The organism is Coleofasciculus sp. H7-1 (genome assembly GCF_057473865.1).
This window is the reverse complement of the sequence record NZ_JBYCCT010000082.1, coordinates 50,316-64,985: the sequence shown is the minus strand read 5'-3', so window position 1 is coordinate 64,985 and position 14,670 is coordinate 50,316. Positions and strand designations below refer to the sequence as shown.

Genomic DNA, 14,670 nt, shown 5'->3' with positions numbered 1-14,670 from the left:
CCATACATTCGTTTAAAATCAGATGGTGAATTTTCCAACGCTTGTTTATATTTCATTTTGCCGTCTATAATTATTAATTATTTCTCCCTCTGTTTAGCTTATTTTTTCTAATTCCGCAAGAGGTCTATCCAATGCTGGGAGGGTGTTTTAACCCTAACAGCCACAGTTGAGGTAAACCTATGCTCATCCTACCGAAATCAGGGAGTGCGATCGCGCTTACTTCAGGGACTTGCACTCTGTTATTTTTGGAGAAGCCCAAAGGTGGCGATCGCAAATCATGCGACACCGTGATCAAAAAGTCATCTTTGAGTTGATTAAGGTTTTCCAGTTCCTTGATCTGGCGATCGCATATCTTATCCATCAGACGTTTTGGTTGTGAATGATCACTAAAAATCAACAAGTTTCTCTAAATGATTTGTGGGAATCGGCATCGATTGATGATATGGTTTTCTATCCTGAATTACTAATCGATCTTCCCGATCTAACCCGTCGCTATCTGGAACACGCGATCGCCCCCGGTACACCACTTGCCTCAGCCGTTAGATTGTGGATGCACGGCGAAATTAAAATTGGAAAAAAATGGCATTCCTTTAAGGGAGAGGAAGTGATTTGCTGGAATCGGGGCATGATCTGGCAGGCTAAAACTTGGATGCAGGGCTTACCAATTTGGGGAGCCGATCGCATCGTCGATGGTGTCGGTGAGATGCAGTGGAAAATCCTGGGACTGTTTCCGGTGATGCAGGCATCAGGCGATGATCTCACGCGATCTGGTGTAGGTCGAGTTCAAACAGAGTTGGTGTGGCTGCCTTCTGTCCTCTGTAGCCCTAATGTATTGTGGACGGAGTTAGGCGCATCGGCAGTACAGGCTCACTTCACCGCTTTCAAAGAACCTGCTAAATTCACTTTGACAGTTAATAATCGAGGAATGTTGGAGCGAGTCAAAATCGATCGCTGGGGCAATCCAGAAGGTGAAGCGTTTCACTACGTTGATTTTGGGGGAATTGTCGAGGAAAGCAGCACCTTTGGCGGCTACACGATTCCGACTCGCCTTCGCGTTGGCTGGTATTTTGGGAGCGATCGCTTTGAGTCAGACGGTGAATTCTTTCGCTGCACGATCGATAAGGCTATCTACCGATAAAAGGCGAGTGCTCAAACAACCTCATCACGAGCAGCAGGAGGGCAACTACCAGCAAGCTACCATAGAGCATGAAAATGCGATCGGCGAACCACTTTGGCAGGCAGAAAATGTCGATGACTTGACCGTGATACGATTCTAAGCTTTCAGTGTAAGTCGTCAGGGGACACGTCCAATTGTTTGACAGGAGAACGATGCCTTCGATCGCGAACAAAGCGACTGCAATCCATGTGAGAGTCGAGATCTTGTCAAGAATAACCTCATATAGTAGAACTGCCATGATTACATTGAAGAATACGAAGATCGCAGTATGAACGAATCTGATGAATGTGATTGAGCGCAGCATTAAATCTTTGACTCCACAAGACTTTACCTTCCAATACACGCATTTTAGGCAGCTACACGATCCCGCCTCGCCTCCTCCTCGGCTGGGTTTTCGGGAGTGAACGTTTTGAGTCAGAAGGCGAATTCTTCCGCTGCACGATCGACAAGGCTGTTTATCGATGAGAGTCGATCGAGATGTAACAATATATTATGATATGAAGACTTTCAGCTTAACCTTTTAGCTTAACAATCACAGAATGGTTCAGAAGATGAAAAATTTAGAATTTTTCTTTTTTCCCAGTTATTTTATTCCTACTTTAGGTCGTGGCGGAACAGAACGTTGGATCGCGCATCCCCTAGCATCTTGGCTAACAGGCTTTGGTGGATATTTGCTTGGCATGAGGACAACTACATTGCACAGCTAGAAGCTAATTTTTTGGAAGCATAGCTGAAAGAATTATGGAATTTATTGTGAAGCAAAGCAAAATGATGTTTATCCGAACGTGGCGATTCATAACACTGATGCTGACTTCGCTAAGTCTCAGCCCGTCTATGGCACATTTGCTGGAATTGCCGCAAAAAATGCAGTTTGACCAGCAACTTTGGGTTAGAGTGACGGTTGTTGAAAATCTTTATCGGTTGTTTGGCTCAGTCGGCGCATTTTTTGAAATTACAGCGATTCTGACGGCAATTGTGCTAGTTTTTCTTGTTCGTAGACGCGGGTCAACTTTTTACTGGACGTTGGGCGGAGCAATTCTATTGGTGCTGGCGTTTGTGAGTTGGATAATGTTTGTCGCACCAATGAACGCTGAATTCGCCAAATGGTTGGTGAATCCTGTTCCAGCAGATTGGATGCGGTATCGCGATCGATGGGAGTATGCACACGCAGTAAACGCCTTGATCAAAATCATTGGGCTAAGTTTTCTCGTGATTTCTGTACTTGTTGAAACACCGAAAAAGAGAGCGATTCATTCTGATCAGGAGTAAGGCTTATTTAGATGAACGAGCTGGATTGAATTCGGGCGTGAAGTCATCAAACAGCTTAATGTTTTTAGTAAACCAGAAATCCCAAAATGGTTCGGTATGTAGAAATACAGTGTAATTTTAGCTAAATATAAAATGACGTAATTCTGGAGTATTAGAGCTGAATAAAATAATCTTAGAAGCCGAAAATGCAGTCTTACTCATGTTCATTATATGGCGAATTATGCTTTATCAAAATCAACAAAATCTAACCCAATGAACAAACTTTTCCGCTTGATTTTGATATTGCTGAGTGCGTTGATTGCGATCGCAATCAACCTCAATGGCAGTGCAAACCAACTGGACTTGGATGATAGGATCGATCGCTTCATCACAACTCAAATGAAGACTCATCACATTCCTGGTTTGGCACTCGCCATTACTCACAATAACCAAGTGTTGCACGTTAAGGGATACAGTACAGCAAATAACGATCGCCCTGTTACAGCACAGACCCAATTCTTGATTGCTTCGTTGAGCAAATCGTTTACCGCAATTGCAGTGATGCAGTTGGTCGAAGCGGGACAAATTAATCTAGATTCACCCGTGCAAACTTATTTACCAGAATTCACCCTGAGTGATCCAGCGTTCGCGCAGCGTCCGCTTGGCGGAATCGCTGCCAAAATAACCATTCGTCATCTCCTCAATCAAGTGAGTGGTTTATCTGATTTAGGCTTTCCTGAGTTGCAGCTTTCTCAAGCAACAACAGTTGGCGAGCGTGTTACTAGCCTCAGTCGAGCAAGTCCCGTTGCGTTACCCGGCGCTCAGTTTCACTATTTCAATCCCAATTACGAAGTATTGGCGCGAGTGGTTGAAGTGGTGAGTCAACAGCCATTCTCAGCCTACTTACAAACGCATATTTTTACACCTCTTCAGATGTCGCGGACGCTCAATGCAACTACAAGTGCTAACGCATTCCAAGGTGCTACCAACATGGCACAAGGACATCTGATGGGATTTGGACTTCCCTTCGCATATCCAGAAATGTCTGGTTATCTGAGCGGCAGTAGCGGGATCATTTCAACCGCAGAGGACATGGCAAATTATCTAATTTTCCAAACCAACAGTGGACAATTTAAAGAAACAAAATTGCTTTCTGAAAGTAGTGTGGCGCTGATGCACACTCCACCCAAAACCATCGGTAGTTCCTATGGCATGGGTTGGTTTAAGGGCAGCGAGAATGGTGAACCAGCGATCGAACACAATGGAATTTTGTCTACGTTCTATACGGATGTTGTGCTGTTGCCCAAGGAAAAGTATGGAATTGCGGTATTTTACAACATCAGTGCGTCGCCGTTAATTGCAATGGCATTTCCGCAAATCAAAACTGGACTGATTCAATTACTAAAGGATGAGCAGCCTGCCACAGGTGGGTTCTCAATAACCTTGTGGGGTATAGCGATCGCACTGTTGATGTTTATAGGTGTAATGCTGGCAATCCGCAGTTTGCTTTACTTACCGCAATGGAGACAGGCGATTCGTAGAATTCCATTGTGGCGGGTCGGGTTAGGGATTGGCTGCACATTCTTGCCAGCGTTTTTCCTACTCGTATTGCCTTGGCTATTCGCATTGGTGTCCGATCGATTCTTTGGATATGTACTTCTGTTTCGATCTATGCTCGATCTGATGCTTTGGCTGAGTGTGTGTGCGGTTTTGGGCGTAGTGAATGGAATTGCACGTTTGATACTTCTGGCGCGTTCTAATGGATTGGATGCGGTATCGTGACCAATGGGAGTATGCACACGCAGTAAACGCCGTTATTAAAATCATTGGGCTTGGTTTGCTCACGATTTCTGTGCTTGTTGAAACGCCGAAAAAGAGTGCGATCCGTTCTGAGCAAGAGTGAGGCTCTTTTAGATAGATGATCTTTGAGTAGCGATCGCAGCCTAACAGGTTGATGAAGCGGACGAGCGACAAGACTATCTATCGATGAAAATCGAGCGATAGAACAATCTAATCACGAGCAGCAGATCGTATCCAACTCTCCAAGTTTCCGCCCCTTAAAACCGGACTGACAAACAGAGTTGCAAGACTAAGAAACGAGTAAACAATCGTCTCTAAGGCCATAAAGATTGAATGAAAGTTAGGTGGTTGCTTTCATCCAGTTGCCACCCGTTATTGCTCATCTGTTGACATCCGTTGCACTCAACGATGTATATCTATATCGAGCTAATGTTTCTGAACCCCATAAAAATGTGACTATCGCAGCCGCGATCGCAAGGATGATAAATGTAATAAAGGGATCGTAACCTGAACCGTAATTGGGATATATGAAGACGCTTACGTTCATCATGGTGTGAAATAAGATCGCGGCAAATACACTTTTCCCTGTGTTGTTATAGAGCCAGACAATCAGAATCCGCGTAACAACCGTAGCTGCACATTGCCATGCCACCCATTCTGAGCTGGGATTAACCTGAAACCACGGCACAATGTGGTTAGAGTCGAGGGAATAATTACTCATTCCCCCTCTCCTTGAAAACCGGACTTGTGACTTTCACCACATCCGGCTCCTCAATGACTTGGCTCTTGTTATGAGTACCTTTGGCACTAGAATGGATTGTCATCCCAATTCTCCAAACAGACATCTCTGTCAGTTGCCGATTTCGAGTCGTGGCAATGGCGGTGTAGGAGTTGCAGATTACTGTATACATCCTTACCGCCTCTAGAGGTAGGGATAACATGGTCAACCTCCCACGTATCGCCGTATCTGAAATTCAGTTCGCAGAGTTCACACTTCCCAGCCTGCCTTTTTGTACAGTGCCAAATTAAATGACATCGGGACAAATTCGTGTCATCAAGCCAGTTTCTTCGCTGCACGCTTCCAAGCATTGAGGTTGATGCAAGGCAAGTCCACTCCCTGTCCATACTCGAAGCTAAACGTTAGCACAGACAAGCTTCACACCCTCAATGACATCAATTTGGCACCACGACAAATAAAAAGTCACTGTACATCGGCAAATATTGCTCTGTCTGCCATTGATGCAGCTGTTCTTCACCTAGTCTAGGCAACCAGTGCGCTAGAAACTCAAAAGCTGGAGCTAGCAGCACTAACCGCTGAACCTGCGGGTATTTTTCTCCCACCCAAGCCGCTCTTAAACCCCCCAAACTGGAGCCTATGACAATTACTGGCATCGGGTTTGGGGGAAATTCAGCGGCGATTTGTTTTATTTGCCGCGTTATCGTCAGATGGGAAAAGTCACCTTGGTTGAGATCGGGGATTTTCAGGGAAGATAAGCGATCGCGCAGATAGATCGCCTTCGCTGACTGGGGACTAGAGGCAAATCCATGCAGATAAATATAATCAAACATCCAATTTAGCAGTAGTTTCCGGGGTATCAACCGCTAAAAATTTTGCTCCGGCAAACCTTGAGATCCTTGTCCTCTGTTTTTCCCCGCCCGTTCCCCCTTTTGTTGCCGTCGCTGTTGCATCAGTTGGGCAAACTTGGCGCGTTGCTCTAGAGTCATAACTTCTCGCATTTCTAACATACTCTCAAACCGCAACTTTTGTAGCTGCTGCTGCAACTCTTCAACTTGCTGATTTTTAGAGCGAATTTGGCTAGCGGAAGCTGTACTGTTCATCAGTGTAGCTAGCTCTTGCCGAGCTTGACGTAGAGCTTGCTGGCGCGGCGCTATCTGGTTTCTATATTTCTGCCGAATCGCCTGCATTTGCTGCATTTGCTGTTGGGTAAGATTGAGTTGCTGAAGTAGTCCATCCTTGTTGCGCCTTTGAGGACGGGCACCCGGTGAATTTTGGGCAATTTGGGAAGATTGGGGATTAGGATCTGCAAGAGCAACAGCACTACCTACAGATAGTATGAAAACCGCTAAGAGAGAAATACGATGTAGGGACATGGAAACAATCTCCTTGGTTAGTGATAATTAGTAATTAGTAATTAAGTAGGCGGATGCAATTAAATTGAAGATTTTCGTAGGGAATGGTTGACGTAGGAAACCCAACACCTGCACGGGTTAGCTATCGCTAAACACTACTACAAATAATTAATCCTGCCTAATTAGTTAAAAAGTGATTAGTCATTAGTCAGTAGCAATAAGATCGTTAAGGACAACTGATGATTACCCATTCCCTATTCCCCTAAAAAAGCTAATTTTCTGAGAGCAACCAATCAGCTTCTGCATCTTGGCTGCTCGACAATGCAGGCGTTTCACCCACGACAACACTATCCCAGTTAGTCGCCAGAAACGCTTCCAGTTCGGCGGTGTTTGTGGATGCAGTCGATGCAGTGTTAGGCACCAGCACGCGGTATCCTGCCCAGGTAACTAGCAGACTAGCAACAATGGCAGAGGGTAAAATCCACATTTGTCGCCGCCATTGCCGCTGTGGAGGCGCAGATGCCACTGCTTGCATAATCTGACTCTCTAAATCGGGTGCAGATGGGGGAACATGACCCCGGTGTTGGTGCAGAAACTCTACCAGGCGTTTGTCATCATCGGGGAACTGAGTCATAGTTGGACTCCTTGTTGCTGGAGAAATTGCCTCATGGAGGTTCTAGCATGGAAGAGGCGAGATTTTACTGTGCCAACTGGAATTGACAAGATAGTTGCGATCGCTTTTTGCGGAACGTCCTCTAAGTCGTGCAGAACCAGTACGGCGCGATGCTCGAAACTTAGCTGTTGCAGTCCGCGCTGCACTAAATCTTCATAATGTAGGTGCATCAAATCGGGGGATTCCTGCTGACTTGGGAAGGCATTAGTGGCGCTTTGCTGTAAAGAGGCGAAATTTCGGGTTTCTAAAGCAAATTGCCGCCGCCGATCTGAAGCGACATTCCAGCTAATACGATAAAGCCAAGTCGAAAAATGGGCGGTTTCCCGCAATTTTGGTAATCCCTTCCAAGCGCGTAAGAATACTTCTTGCACCAAATCATCTAAGCATGAGGTACCGCAGAGTTGGTAAAGAGTTGATCTGACACGCTGCTGATGGCGCTGGTAGAGTTGCTGAAAGCTCTGCTTGTTGCCTTCTTGGCACCGCTTTACCAGGTAAGCATCGGTGCCGAGATCGGGTTTGTCGTTGGGTTGATCGCCCATTAGCGCATTGATTGTTACAGCTGGCACCGATTGGCTCTCTCTTCCCACTGTTTGATTTCTTATGATTTAGACTGGGCATCTGGGGAAAAGGTTCAAAGGCGAGTAGCGCATCTATTCATCTCACAATCTTCTCAACCAGTGACTCCCACCTAGGGCTGGGCTACACTTGAGCAAATCAAGCTAATAAGCCGGATTTGGCGATAACTAGAACCTTTACTCAGATTTATATTTTATGCCATTCAATATTGTTGGTGCTGTAGTCGGATTTGTTGCTAGTGCTGCTGGTAGAATTGCCTCAACATTTTTTAAAAACGTTGTCGGCGAGACATCTAATCTTCCTGCTAAAGTTCAGGAAGTTAGATTAGATCAGCGATCGCGTCAGGCAGAAATTGTGTACAGTGACTTTTTATTTGTCGTGGTGCCAAATTGATGTCATTGAGGGTGTGAAGCTTGTCTGTGCTAACGTTTAGCTTCGAGTATGGACAGGGAGTGGACTTGCCTTGCATCAACCTCAATGCTTGGAAGCGTGCAGCGAAGAAACTGGCTTGATGACACGAATTTGTCCCGATGTCATTTAATTTGGCACTGTACAGTTTTACCTGAAATTTGGGAATTGATAAAAGCTTTCTGCCAGTAATACCAGTTTGTTTAGCCGCGCCTTTAGGCGTTCCGCTTCAGTATAAAAAACTAAAACCCGCCTAAGCTACCGGCGGGTTCATGAACGAGCTATGAATGGTCAGGTTACTCAAACGAAAGAGGAAAATTTGAAGAAAAGTTAACGAAACCAAAAATTAACTCAACTAGGGTGGACTTAATTCGCAACAAACCTTTTCTAACTATCTGCATTCCCTACGCCGATTCAGGCAATGATTTAGATCCACGACCAACAGTTCAAATCAAAAAGAAGCGAATGAACTTCAGGGCGATCGCTACATTTATTAGAGAAATACAACCGAGATTCAGTGTTGCGTTGGATGAGAGCGGGAGACACAGGCTCGAATCCGAAACTTGGTATCGAAGGTTCTTACTTCGTTGTGCCTATATTTAAATTAGCACTTGATTCTCCAAACAAACTCGTTAGTTAAATTAAATTCATATCCCTTTATGTGTTGAAATGCTTTAAAAACGCTTGTTCATAAATGAAAGATTTGCGATATCCCCATAACAAAGCCCCCTCCAATATTGGGAGGGGGCTGGAAACTACCAAGTTTTAGTAGTTATTGACCTGTACTGCTTGACCCACCAGTGGTAGAACTGCTCCCCGGTGTAGTGCCGGTGGTGCCGTTGGTGCCGTTGGTGGTAGAACTGCTCCCCGGTGTAGTGCCGGTGGTGCCGTTGGTGGTAGAACTGCTCCCCGGTGTAGTGCCGGTGGTGCCGTTAGTGGTAGAACTGCTCCCCGGTGTAGTGCCAGTTGGATTTTGCGTGCCTGGGGTGGTGCCAGAAGTATTCGTTCGAGTTTGGTTCTGACGCACCGAAGGCGCGGTTTGAGTTGTACTAGGACTTGATTGAGTAGTGCCAGAACTATTCGTTCGAGTTGAGTTCGACGGTTGAGAAGGCGTTACGTTAATATTCGTCTCATTTCGAGTTGGTTGTTGCCCGGAACTCGGAGGAACTGTAATGTTGACATTTGGCGCTTTTTGAGCAGGCGGTGCGTTTTGTGGCTGAGGAACCTGAATCACCGTGGGAGCCTTTTCAATTGTTGTGTTTCTTTCGATGATTCTCTCTTGTGTGGGCTGTTGAGAAGCGCCCGATGAAGATGTATCTGGTGCAGTTGAGTTCGGTGCAACAGAAGCTGAAGGTGAAGGTGAAGGTACGGGAACCACCACAGGCGCAGGCGCAGTGTACTCTTCTACCTGCTGATTTCGCTGGTTGAGGAAGTAGAGGGCACCAAGGCTCAACCCTAGCAGAGAGGTGAGGGCAATCCCTATCAACAAGCCTCTGGCGGCATTATTATTATCGCGGATTTCTTGTCCGTCCTCGTTGACGCGGCGCTCAGAAACGCGACCGTGTACATAACCGTCTCGATAGGAGGTCACTTTGCCTGGGTCTACGGTGCCATTCGCGGGAACCGTGTTAGTTGGAGGAACCGGATTATGGGGGGGAACCGGATTATTTGGGTCTTGGGGAACTTCACGGTTATCGTTGTTGCGATTTTGTAGGTTAGACATGAGTATTACTACAACTCCTGAATGGTATAAAAGCAGAAAAGGATGTTTAAAACTGTTTATGGTCAGTAGATTTGAGCAACGCTCTCTCAACCGAGTCTAGCTAGGAACATCAGGAGCTTACCTGGCGCAAAGCTAGAAACATTGATGTCAATGTCCCCTGTCCTGCTTGTTGTTGAGGAGCTGGAACGAGTTCCTGAATGTTGTCTACAGTTCTTTCAAAGATGGTTGTCTTTTTCTCGGCGCTTTGAGAGGGACTGCCATCGGGAACAGGCACAGAGGGTAGAGAGGATTCATTTCGCTGAGCTACGAACAAGAGAGTCCCAACCAGGAAACTTACAATCGACGTGAAAGCAAGATTCATCAGCAAATTAGTCACGGCATTGGTATTCTCATCAACGATATAGCTCTGTTCCTGAAAACGACGCTCAGAATTTCGACCTTTAAGGTACTGATTCTGGTAGGAAACCCGCTCAGAATTGCCTCTGCCCTGATTGACCGATTTAGGCGTTTGATTGTTATCGGTTTTAGGGTGGTTGTACATGAGTGTTGATCGAACTCTTTGTGTCAATCAGGACACCGAGAAGACCCTGATTTTTTTTAGATGAATCGGCAACTACAAGCTAAGGAATTTATTTATTTACTTAGCTGTCTTGTCCTGTAAGCAATACGATATCCGTTAACCTTGTCTGAATCTATCTATCTGCGAATGGATTCTCTCCTCCACCCAAGGATTGAGATCGGAAAATCGAAAGAAAGAAGTCAGTGAAAATCAGCGCCAGCACACAACTGTTAAAAAAATGTAAAAAAACCGTTTTCATCAAGAAAACGGGTTAGTGTGATTTAATTCTTTGGGAATTACCGATTAATTAACGCAGCAAAAAGTTCCAAGTCGCTGGACCAACTACACCGTCAGCGTCTAGCTTAAATCTCTGTTGAGCGGCTTTTACAGCAGTTTGAGTCGTTGCACCAAAGACACCATTCACCGTTCCTTTGAAAAAGCCAAGAGTTTGCAGGCGCTGTTGCAATCTGGTAACGGCTGGACCTTGCGTTCCCAGCCTCAAAATAGGAAAATCGAGCTGTGTGGGCTGCTGTGGGTTCGTCCGTGGCTGGGAGTTGGAAGCAGAGGTTGCAGGACGGTTGGTGGTTCTGGCAGTCGTTGCCGAACGCTTGGGGGCTGGAACATTAACACTGGGACGGGGAGTTGCCGCCGGTCTAGGATTGGCAGCGGTGTTTGTCGTAGTTGGGACGGGAAAAGATGCTGCCCCGGTGGTGGAAATTGTTGAAGTTGAAGGAGAAGGGATAACCAATGGCGTCACTGCTGCTGTTGATTGCGATGGTGGGGCGACTGGAAATAAACGCTTCCAGGTTTCAGCACCCACGATCCCATCAGGTGCTAAACCAGCGGCTTGCTGAAAACGGGAAACTGCGATCGCGGTATTTTCCCCATACACCCCATTTACGTCGCCATTATAGTAACCCAATAGTTTGAGGGCTGCCTGAAGTTCGGATACCTCAGTCCCTTGGCTACCAGGTCGTAACGTTTGCCGGTTGACGGTTGCAAAAGGAAATGTCTGGGCGATTTCTTCGGCATCACCGGCGATCGCTACAAAAGGCAAAAGTAAAAAGGCAAAAGGCAAAAGAATGATTTTTTTCATTTTTACTTTTTCCTCTTAACTTTTTCTTTTTTTAAGTTTTAATGTTTAACTTTTCCGCTGGACCAACAAGCGATACGTAGGGTTCGGTGAAATACCGGCAAGCCACTTGTTTGGCGAACTCTGGGGTGACACTGGTAACTTTTTCCTGAAACTCGGTATCAAACTCAATTCCCAGCCCCAAAATTTCGTACCAGCCGAAAACTTGAGCCAGCTGAGCATTCGTTTGTTTGCCGAGAGCATATTGACCAAGCAGCTTGTTTTTGGCAGCTTGTAGCTCCCGATCGCTCAGTTGAGTCGTGCAAAGACGTTCCACTTCAGTTCGCAAACCTTCATAGGCGATCGCGGTGTTTTCCGGTGCCGTGCCCATATATACCACAAACTGAGATGTTTCTAACCGAGTCGGATAAAAAGCTGAGACATCGTAAGCCAATCCCCGCTTCTCGCGCAGTTCCACAAACAAGCGGCTAGAAAGACCGTTACCCAAGTAAGTATTGAGCAGTTTCAGGCAGGCGTAGTCGGTTTCTTGCACGGATGGCGCTACGTAACCCAGCATCACGATTGATTGCTGCGTATCTTGTGGGGTAGCGCAAGAGATGGGTTCAGGGGTGATTTGGGGCAGGCTTAGGGTAGGCAGAGGTGTGGTTCCACTCTGCCAATCTCCAAACACTTGATTAACCAAATCAACGGCGTCTTGGGGAGTCAGGCGACCGGCAAGACTGATAACCAGGTTGTCGGGGCGGAAATAAGTTTGATGGTATTGCTGGAGGTCAGCGCGGCTTAAACCAGAGACGGTGGCTTCGGTTCCCAGGCTGGAGAATCCGTAGGGATGATTCTGATACATGGCTTGCCGCAGCTGGTCGAAGGCGATGGTGAACGGCTGTTCCTGCTGGGAACGAATATCTTGCAATGCGAGACGCCGTTCCAGTTCCACCTCGGCTTCTGGAAAGCTGGGCCTTCGCAATAATTCCCCTGCCAGTTGCAACATCTCCGGAAAATCTGCGGATACTGTTTTGAGACTCAGCAAAAAATAATCCGCCGCTGCATCGGCACCGAGACTCGCTCCCACTGACTCCACTCGCTCGGCAATTTCCAGGGAAGAAAGCCGATCGGTACCTTTGGTGAGTACTGTGGATAGCAGGTGAGAAAGTCCAGCTTGTTCTCGTGGCTCCCACCGACCTCCCACCCGCGCAAAAATTCGACCAGCAATGATATCAGCCGCTGGATTTTCCACCGTAATTAATACGATGCCGTTGTCTAAAACACTGCGGTGGATAGTTGGGTTGGCGAGCGATCGCGTCACACTTTGAGTCATTCGTTGTGAGTCCTTAGTCATTGGTCATCGGTGATTAGTCATCGATCGTTAGTCGTAGGAACAACTTACTACTAACTATTGACGAGTGACTAATCACTCCTTTCCTCAAGCTAACAAGGTTTAAGGATTGTGACCGCATAGCGGTATGGGGAGAGATACTGCTGCGCTAGCTCCTGAAGTTCTGTGTTCTGAAAAGACTGAATTTTTTCTGGATAGGTCGTGGCTACTTCAGCCGCCGCAATGGTGTTGTAATACCCATACAAACCCGCTAGCTGGCTGGGTGCTTCTGTGGAAAAAGCATAGTCATTCGACAGCAGGCGTTTACCGCGAGACAGTTCTCCCTCCGAAACGGGTGTGTTTTGCAACTCGGAGATCGCATCACCAATTAGTGCCTCTACTCGATCTAGATTCTCTGGCGCGAGGCAGGCACTAATCGTAAACAAACTGGAATCCCGCTGTAGGGAGAAACTACTACTAATGTTCTGCACCAATTGCTGCTGTTCTCGCAAGTTCCCGATCAGCCGGGAAGATCGCCCCTCCGCCAAAAGTACGGAGATCAAGTCTAAGCCGTAGGCATTTCGCAACTGCTCCACACCCGGCCCCATCCATGCCATCATCAGACGAGCTTGTTCTAGCCTGGGTAAGTGGATTTCCTGACGCCGAATTTCTATCATCGGAGGTTCGGCTTCGGCTTCGGCTTCAGCCAGGGGACAATCCAGCGGCGGGGCGAAGTGCTGGAACGAGCGATTCACCAGTTCTAGTGCGGGTTCTTTCTCAACTCCCCCAACAATGACTACGGTCATGTTTTCCGGCTGGTAGTGGGAGCGATGGAAGCGACGCATCTCGTGGGGCGATCGCTCCATCAGATGTGCTTCTGTTCCTAAGATGGGACGCCCGTAAGGATGGCGCTGGTAAATGCTTTCTAAGAGCGCCTGGAATCCAATAAAGTCGGGATCGTCGTAACTCTGGCGGATTTCCTCCAAAACCACATCGCGTTCCCGGATAAATTCTTCTTCTGGGATCGCCGCGTTTAAGAGAATGTCTGCCAGGGCAGGCAAGGTATTTTCTAAATACTGAGCGGCTGTAACAATAAAGAAATGGGCGTAGTCGTGGCTGGTCGCCGCGTTCGTCATGCCGCCACTATTTTCAATCACTTGGTCAAATACACCGGGCGGCAGTCGGTCGGTGCCTTTGAAAATCATGTGTTCCAGAAAGTGAGCCATGCCCGACCACTCTTGTGTCTCAGCGATCGCTCCCGCCCGCACCCAAACATCCACCACAACCACCGGTGTCGCTGGGATGTGTTGATAAATCACTGTTAAGCCGTTGTCTAGCTTGAATACCTCAGCTGGAAATTTTGAAGTAGTATTTAATAGTTGCAACAAACTTTTTATTTTCTAACTGTAGTTAGATGCGAATTCAATTATCCTAGCGCCTAACGCTAAATAATTATCATTTGTCGATCCAAAGTTGGCAGCTTTGCATCCATTATTTAAGAAATACAATCAAAATTTTAAATTTTCAGCTACATAATATACAAAAATCCCCTTCTCTCTTGGACAAGGGGATTTTAATTCTATTAGGTTCACCGCAACGCCGTTTTACCTCAGTTTATGACCTGGATAAACCAGGTGGGCACCGCATGTCTGACTTAAAGTTTCCGGGTACTTGCCCGGTCTACTGCTGTCAGAGCTTTTTGGTTCCCGTTAGAACAAGGCAAGATCAAAAAACGTTATTGGCAGTCACCAACGTCGCAGCTTAACCTAAAAATTATTATAGCAGGGGAGCTGGGGAGTGGAAGAATCTCATTCAGTAATAGGACTGAGGTGAAAGAACTGAGGACTGAGGTGAAAGAACTGAGGACTGAGGTGAAAGGACTGAGGACTGAGGTGAAAGGACTGAGGACTGAGGTGAAAGGACTGAGGACTGAGGTGAAAGGACTGAGGACTGAGGTGAAAGGACTGAGGACTGAGGTGAAAGGACTGAGGACTGAGGTGAAAGGACTGA

General features: G+C 46.7%; 17 protein-coding genes, 1 other RNA gene and 2 pseudogenes. 6 read left to right on the top strand and 14 right to left on the bottom strand.

The window, feature by feature from the left end:
* Window positions 1–124: 124 nt before the first annotated feature.
* A complete protein-coding gene (locus AC2VDX_RS23860; RefSeq protein WP_378171949.1) occupies window positions 125–361 on the bottom strand; it encodes a hypothetical protein in 237 nt (78 codons plus the stop codon).
* A gap of 18 nt (window positions 362–379) precedes the next feature.
* Here AC2VDX_RS23860 and AC2VDX_RS23855 point away from each other — a divergent pair, with 18 nt between their 5' ends.
* From AC2VDX_RS23855 to AC2VDX_RS23835, 5 genes are all read left to right on the top strand, one after another.
* Window positions 380–1,138, top strand: coding sequence for a DUF6920 family protein (locus tag AC2VDX_RS23855; RefSeq protein ID WP_378171951.1), 759 nt, complete (start codon window positions 380–382; stop codon window positions 1,136–1,138).
* Between the two features lie 7 nt (window positions 1,139–1,145).
* Window positions 1,146–1,277: a hypothetical protein gene (locus AC2VDX_RS23850; RefSeq protein ID WP_378171953.1), complete on the top strand. Its 132-nt coding sequence runs from the start codon at window positions 1,146–1,148 to the stop codon at window positions 1,275–1,277.
* Between the two features lie 451 nt (window positions 1,278–1,728).
* Window positions 1,729–1,884 carry a hypothetical protein gene (locus tag AC2VDX_RS23845; RefSeq protein WP_378171955.1) on the top strand — a complete coding sequence of 52 codons (156 nt, stop codon included), beginning with the start codon at window positions 1,729–1,731 and terminating at the stop codon, window positions 1,882–1,884.
* Window positions 1,885–1,945: 61 nt separating this feature from the next.
* Complete coding sequence (locus AC2VDX_RS23840; protein WP_378172092.1) at window positions 1,946–2,446, top strand: anthrone oxygenase family protein; 501 nt, start codon at window positions 1,946–1,948, stop codon at window positions 2,444–2,446.
* 252 nt (window positions 2,447–2,698) lie between these two features.
* Window positions 2,699–4,207: a serine hydrolase domain-containing protein gene (locus AC2VDX_RS23835; protein WP_378171957.1), complete on the top strand. Its 1,509-nt coding sequence runs from the start codon at window positions 2,699–2,701 to the stop codon at window positions 4,205–4,207.
* A 397-nt stretch (window positions 4,208–4,604) separates the two neighbouring features.
* Here the strand turns inward: AC2VDX_RS23835 and AC2VDX_RS23830 are convergent, their stop codons facing one another.
* The 6 genes and pseudogenes from AC2VDX_RS23830 to AC2VDX_RS23805 all read right to left on the bottom strand — a co-directional run bounded on the left by AC2VDX_RS23830 (window position 4,605) and on the right by AC2VDX_RS23805 (window position 7,528).
* Window positions 4,605–4,946 carry a hypothetical protein gene (locus AC2VDX_RS23830; protein WP_378171959.1) on the bottom strand — a complete coding sequence of 114 codons (342 nt, stop codon included), beginning with the start codon at window positions 4,944–4,946 and terminating at the stop codon, window positions 4,605–4,607.
* An 86-nt stretch (window positions 4,947–5,032) separates the two neighbouring features.
* On the bottom strand, window positions 5,033–5,314 hold the full coding sequence (locus tag AC2VDX_RS23825) for an HNH endonuclease (RefSeq protein ID WP_486928250.1): 282 nt from the start codon (window positions 5,312–5,314) through the stop codon (window positions 5,033–5,035).
* Window positions 5,315–5,431: 117 nt separating this feature from the next.
* Window positions 5,432–5,794: pseudogene (locus tag AC2VDX_RS23820) on the bottom strand (YqiA/YcfP family alpha/beta fold hydrolase); the annotation flags it as partial.
* Between the two features lie 33 nt (window positions 5,795–5,827).
* The gene (locus AC2VDX_RS23815) at window positions 5,828–6,337 is read right to left on the bottom strand and encodes a Spy/CpxP family protein refolding chaperone (protein ID WP_378171962.1); all 510 of its coding nucleotides are present in this window, start codon (window positions 6,335–6,337) and stop codon (window positions 5,828–5,830) included.
* 250 nt (window positions 6,338–6,587) lie between these two features.
* On the bottom strand, window positions 6,588–6,950 hold the full coding sequence (locus tag AC2VDX_RS23810; RefSeq protein ID WP_378171964.1) for a hypothetical protein: 363 nt from the start codon (window positions 6,948–6,950) through the stop codon (window positions 6,588–6,590).
* The gene (locus tag AC2VDX_RS23805; protein ID WP_378172095.1) at window positions 6,947–7,528 is read right to left on the bottom strand and encodes a sigma-70 family RNA polymerase sigma factor; all 582 of its coding nucleotides are present in this window, start codon (window positions 7,526–7,528) and stop codon (window positions 6,947–6,949) included. The genes AC2VDX_RS23810 and AC2VDX_RS23805 overlap by 4 nt, the downstream gene beginning before the upstream one ends.
* 232 nt (window positions 7,529–7,760) lie before the next feature.
* Between AC2VDX_RS23805 and AC2VDX_RS23800 the strand changes: the two genes are divergently transcribed.
* Complete coding sequence (locus tag AC2VDX_RS23800) at window positions 7,761–7,958, top strand: hypothetical protein (RefSeq protein WP_378171966.1); 198 nt, start codon at window positions 7,761–7,763, stop codon at window positions 7,956–7,958.
* Window positions 7,959–8,745: 787 nt separating this feature from the next.
* Here AC2VDX_RS23800 and AC2VDX_RS23795 read toward each other — a convergent pair.
* The 7 genes and pseudogenes from AC2VDX_RS23795 to AC2VDX_RS23765 all read right to left on the bottom strand — a co-directional run.
* Complete coding sequence (locus AC2VDX_RS23795; protein ID WP_378171968.1) at window positions 8,746–9,696, bottom strand: RodZ family helix-turn-helix domain-containing protein; 951 nt, start codon at window positions 9,694–9,696, stop codon at window positions 8,746–8,748.
* A 109-nt stretch (window positions 9,697–9,805) separates the two neighbouring features.
* Window positions 9,806–10,237: a hypothetical protein gene (locus tag AC2VDX_RS23790; RefSeq protein WP_378171970.1), complete on the bottom strand. Its 432-nt coding sequence runs from the start codon at window positions 10,235–10,237 to the stop codon at window positions 9,806–9,808.
* A 325-nt stretch (window positions 10,238–10,562) separates the two neighbouring features.
* On the bottom strand, window positions 10,563–11,351 hold the full coding sequence (locus tag AC2VDX_RS23785; RefSeq protein ID WP_378171972.1) for a peptidoglycan-binding domain-containing protein: 789 nt from the start codon (window positions 11,349–11,351) through the stop codon (window positions 10,563–10,565).
* A gap of 31 nt (window positions 11,352–11,382) precedes the next feature.
* Window positions 11,383–12,684 (bottom strand): M16 family metallopeptidase, encoded by a 1,302-nt coding sequence (locus AC2VDX_RS23780; protein ID WP_378171974.1) that lies wholly within the window; start codon window positions 12,682–12,684, stop codon window positions 11,383–11,385.
* A gap of 89 nt (window positions 12,685–12,773) precedes the next feature.
* The gene (locus AC2VDX_RS23775) at window positions 12,774–14,045 is read right to left on the bottom strand and encodes a M16 family metallopeptidase (protein WP_378171976.1); all 1,272 of its coding nucleotides are present in this window, start codon (window positions 14,043–14,045) and stop codon (window positions 12,774–12,776) included.
* A 199-nt stretch (window positions 14,046–14,244) separates the two neighbouring features.
* Window positions 14,245–14,426: non-coding RNA, 6S RNA (gene ssrS, locus AC2VDX_RS23770), on the bottom strand.
* 42 nt (window positions 14,427–14,468) lie between these two features.
* Window positions 14,469–14,670, bottom strand: a pseudogene (locus AC2VDX_RS23765) (hypothetical protein); the annotation flags it as partial.

Coding starts and splice junctions, on each gene's coding strand:
- AC2VDX_RS23860 (WP_378171949.1), bottom strand. CDS start 361: ATGGATAAGATATGCGATCGCCAGATCAAGGAACTGGAAAACCTTAAT.
- AC2VDX_RS23855 (WP_378171951.1), top strand. CDS start 380: ATGATCACTAAAAATCAACAAGTTTCTCTAAATGATTTGTGGGAATCG.
- AC2VDX_RS23845 (WP_378171955.1), top strand. CDS start 1,729: ATGAAAAATTTAGAATTTTTCTTTTTTCCCAGTTATTTTATTCCTACT.
- AC2VDX_RS23840 (WP_378172092.1), top strand. CDS start 1,946: ATGATGTTTATCCGAACGTGGCGATTCATAACACTGATGCTGACTTCG.
- AC2VDX_RS23835 (WP_378171957.1), top strand. CDS start 2,699: ATGAACAAACTTTTCCGCTTGATTTTGATATTGCTGAGTGCGTTGATT.
- AC2VDX_RS23830 (WP_378171959.1), bottom strand. CDS start 4,946: ATGAGTAATTATTCCCTCGACTCTAACCACATTGTGCCGTGGTTTCAG.
- AC2VDX_RS23825 (WP_486928250.1), bottom strand. CDS start 5,314: ATGCTTGGAAGCGTGCAGCGAAGAAACTGGCTTGATGACACGAATTTG.
- AC2VDX_RS23815 (WP_378171962.1), bottom strand. CDS start 6,337: ATGTCCCTACATCGTATTTCTCTCTTAGCGGTTTTCATACTATCTGTA.
- AC2VDX_RS23810 (WP_378171964.1), bottom strand. CDS start 6,950: ATGACTCAGTTCCCCGATGATGACAAACGCCTGGTAGAGTTTCTGCAC.
- AC2VDX_RS23805 (WP_378172095.1), bottom strand. CDS start 7,528: ATGGGCGATCAACCCAACGACAAACCCGATCTCGGCACCGATGCTTAC.
- AC2VDX_RS23800 (WP_378171966.1), top strand. CDS start 7,761: ATGCCATTCAATATTGTTGGTGCTGTAGTCGGATTTGTTGCTAGTGCT.
- AC2VDX_RS23795 (WP_378171968.1), bottom strand. CDS start 9,696: ATGTCTAACCTACAAAATCGCAACAACGATAACCGTGAAGTTCCCCAA.
- AC2VDX_RS23790 (WP_378171970.1), bottom strand. CDS start 10,237: ATGTACAACCACCCTAAAACCGATAACAATCAAACGCCTAAATCGGTC.
- AC2VDX_RS23785 (WP_378171972.1), bottom strand. CDS start 11,351: ATGAAAAAAATCATTCTTTTGCCTTTTGCCTTTTTACTTTTGCCTTTT.
- AC2VDX_RS23780 (WP_378171974.1), bottom strand. CDS start 12,684: ATGACTAAGGACTCACAACGAATGACTCAAAGTGTGACGCGATCGCTC.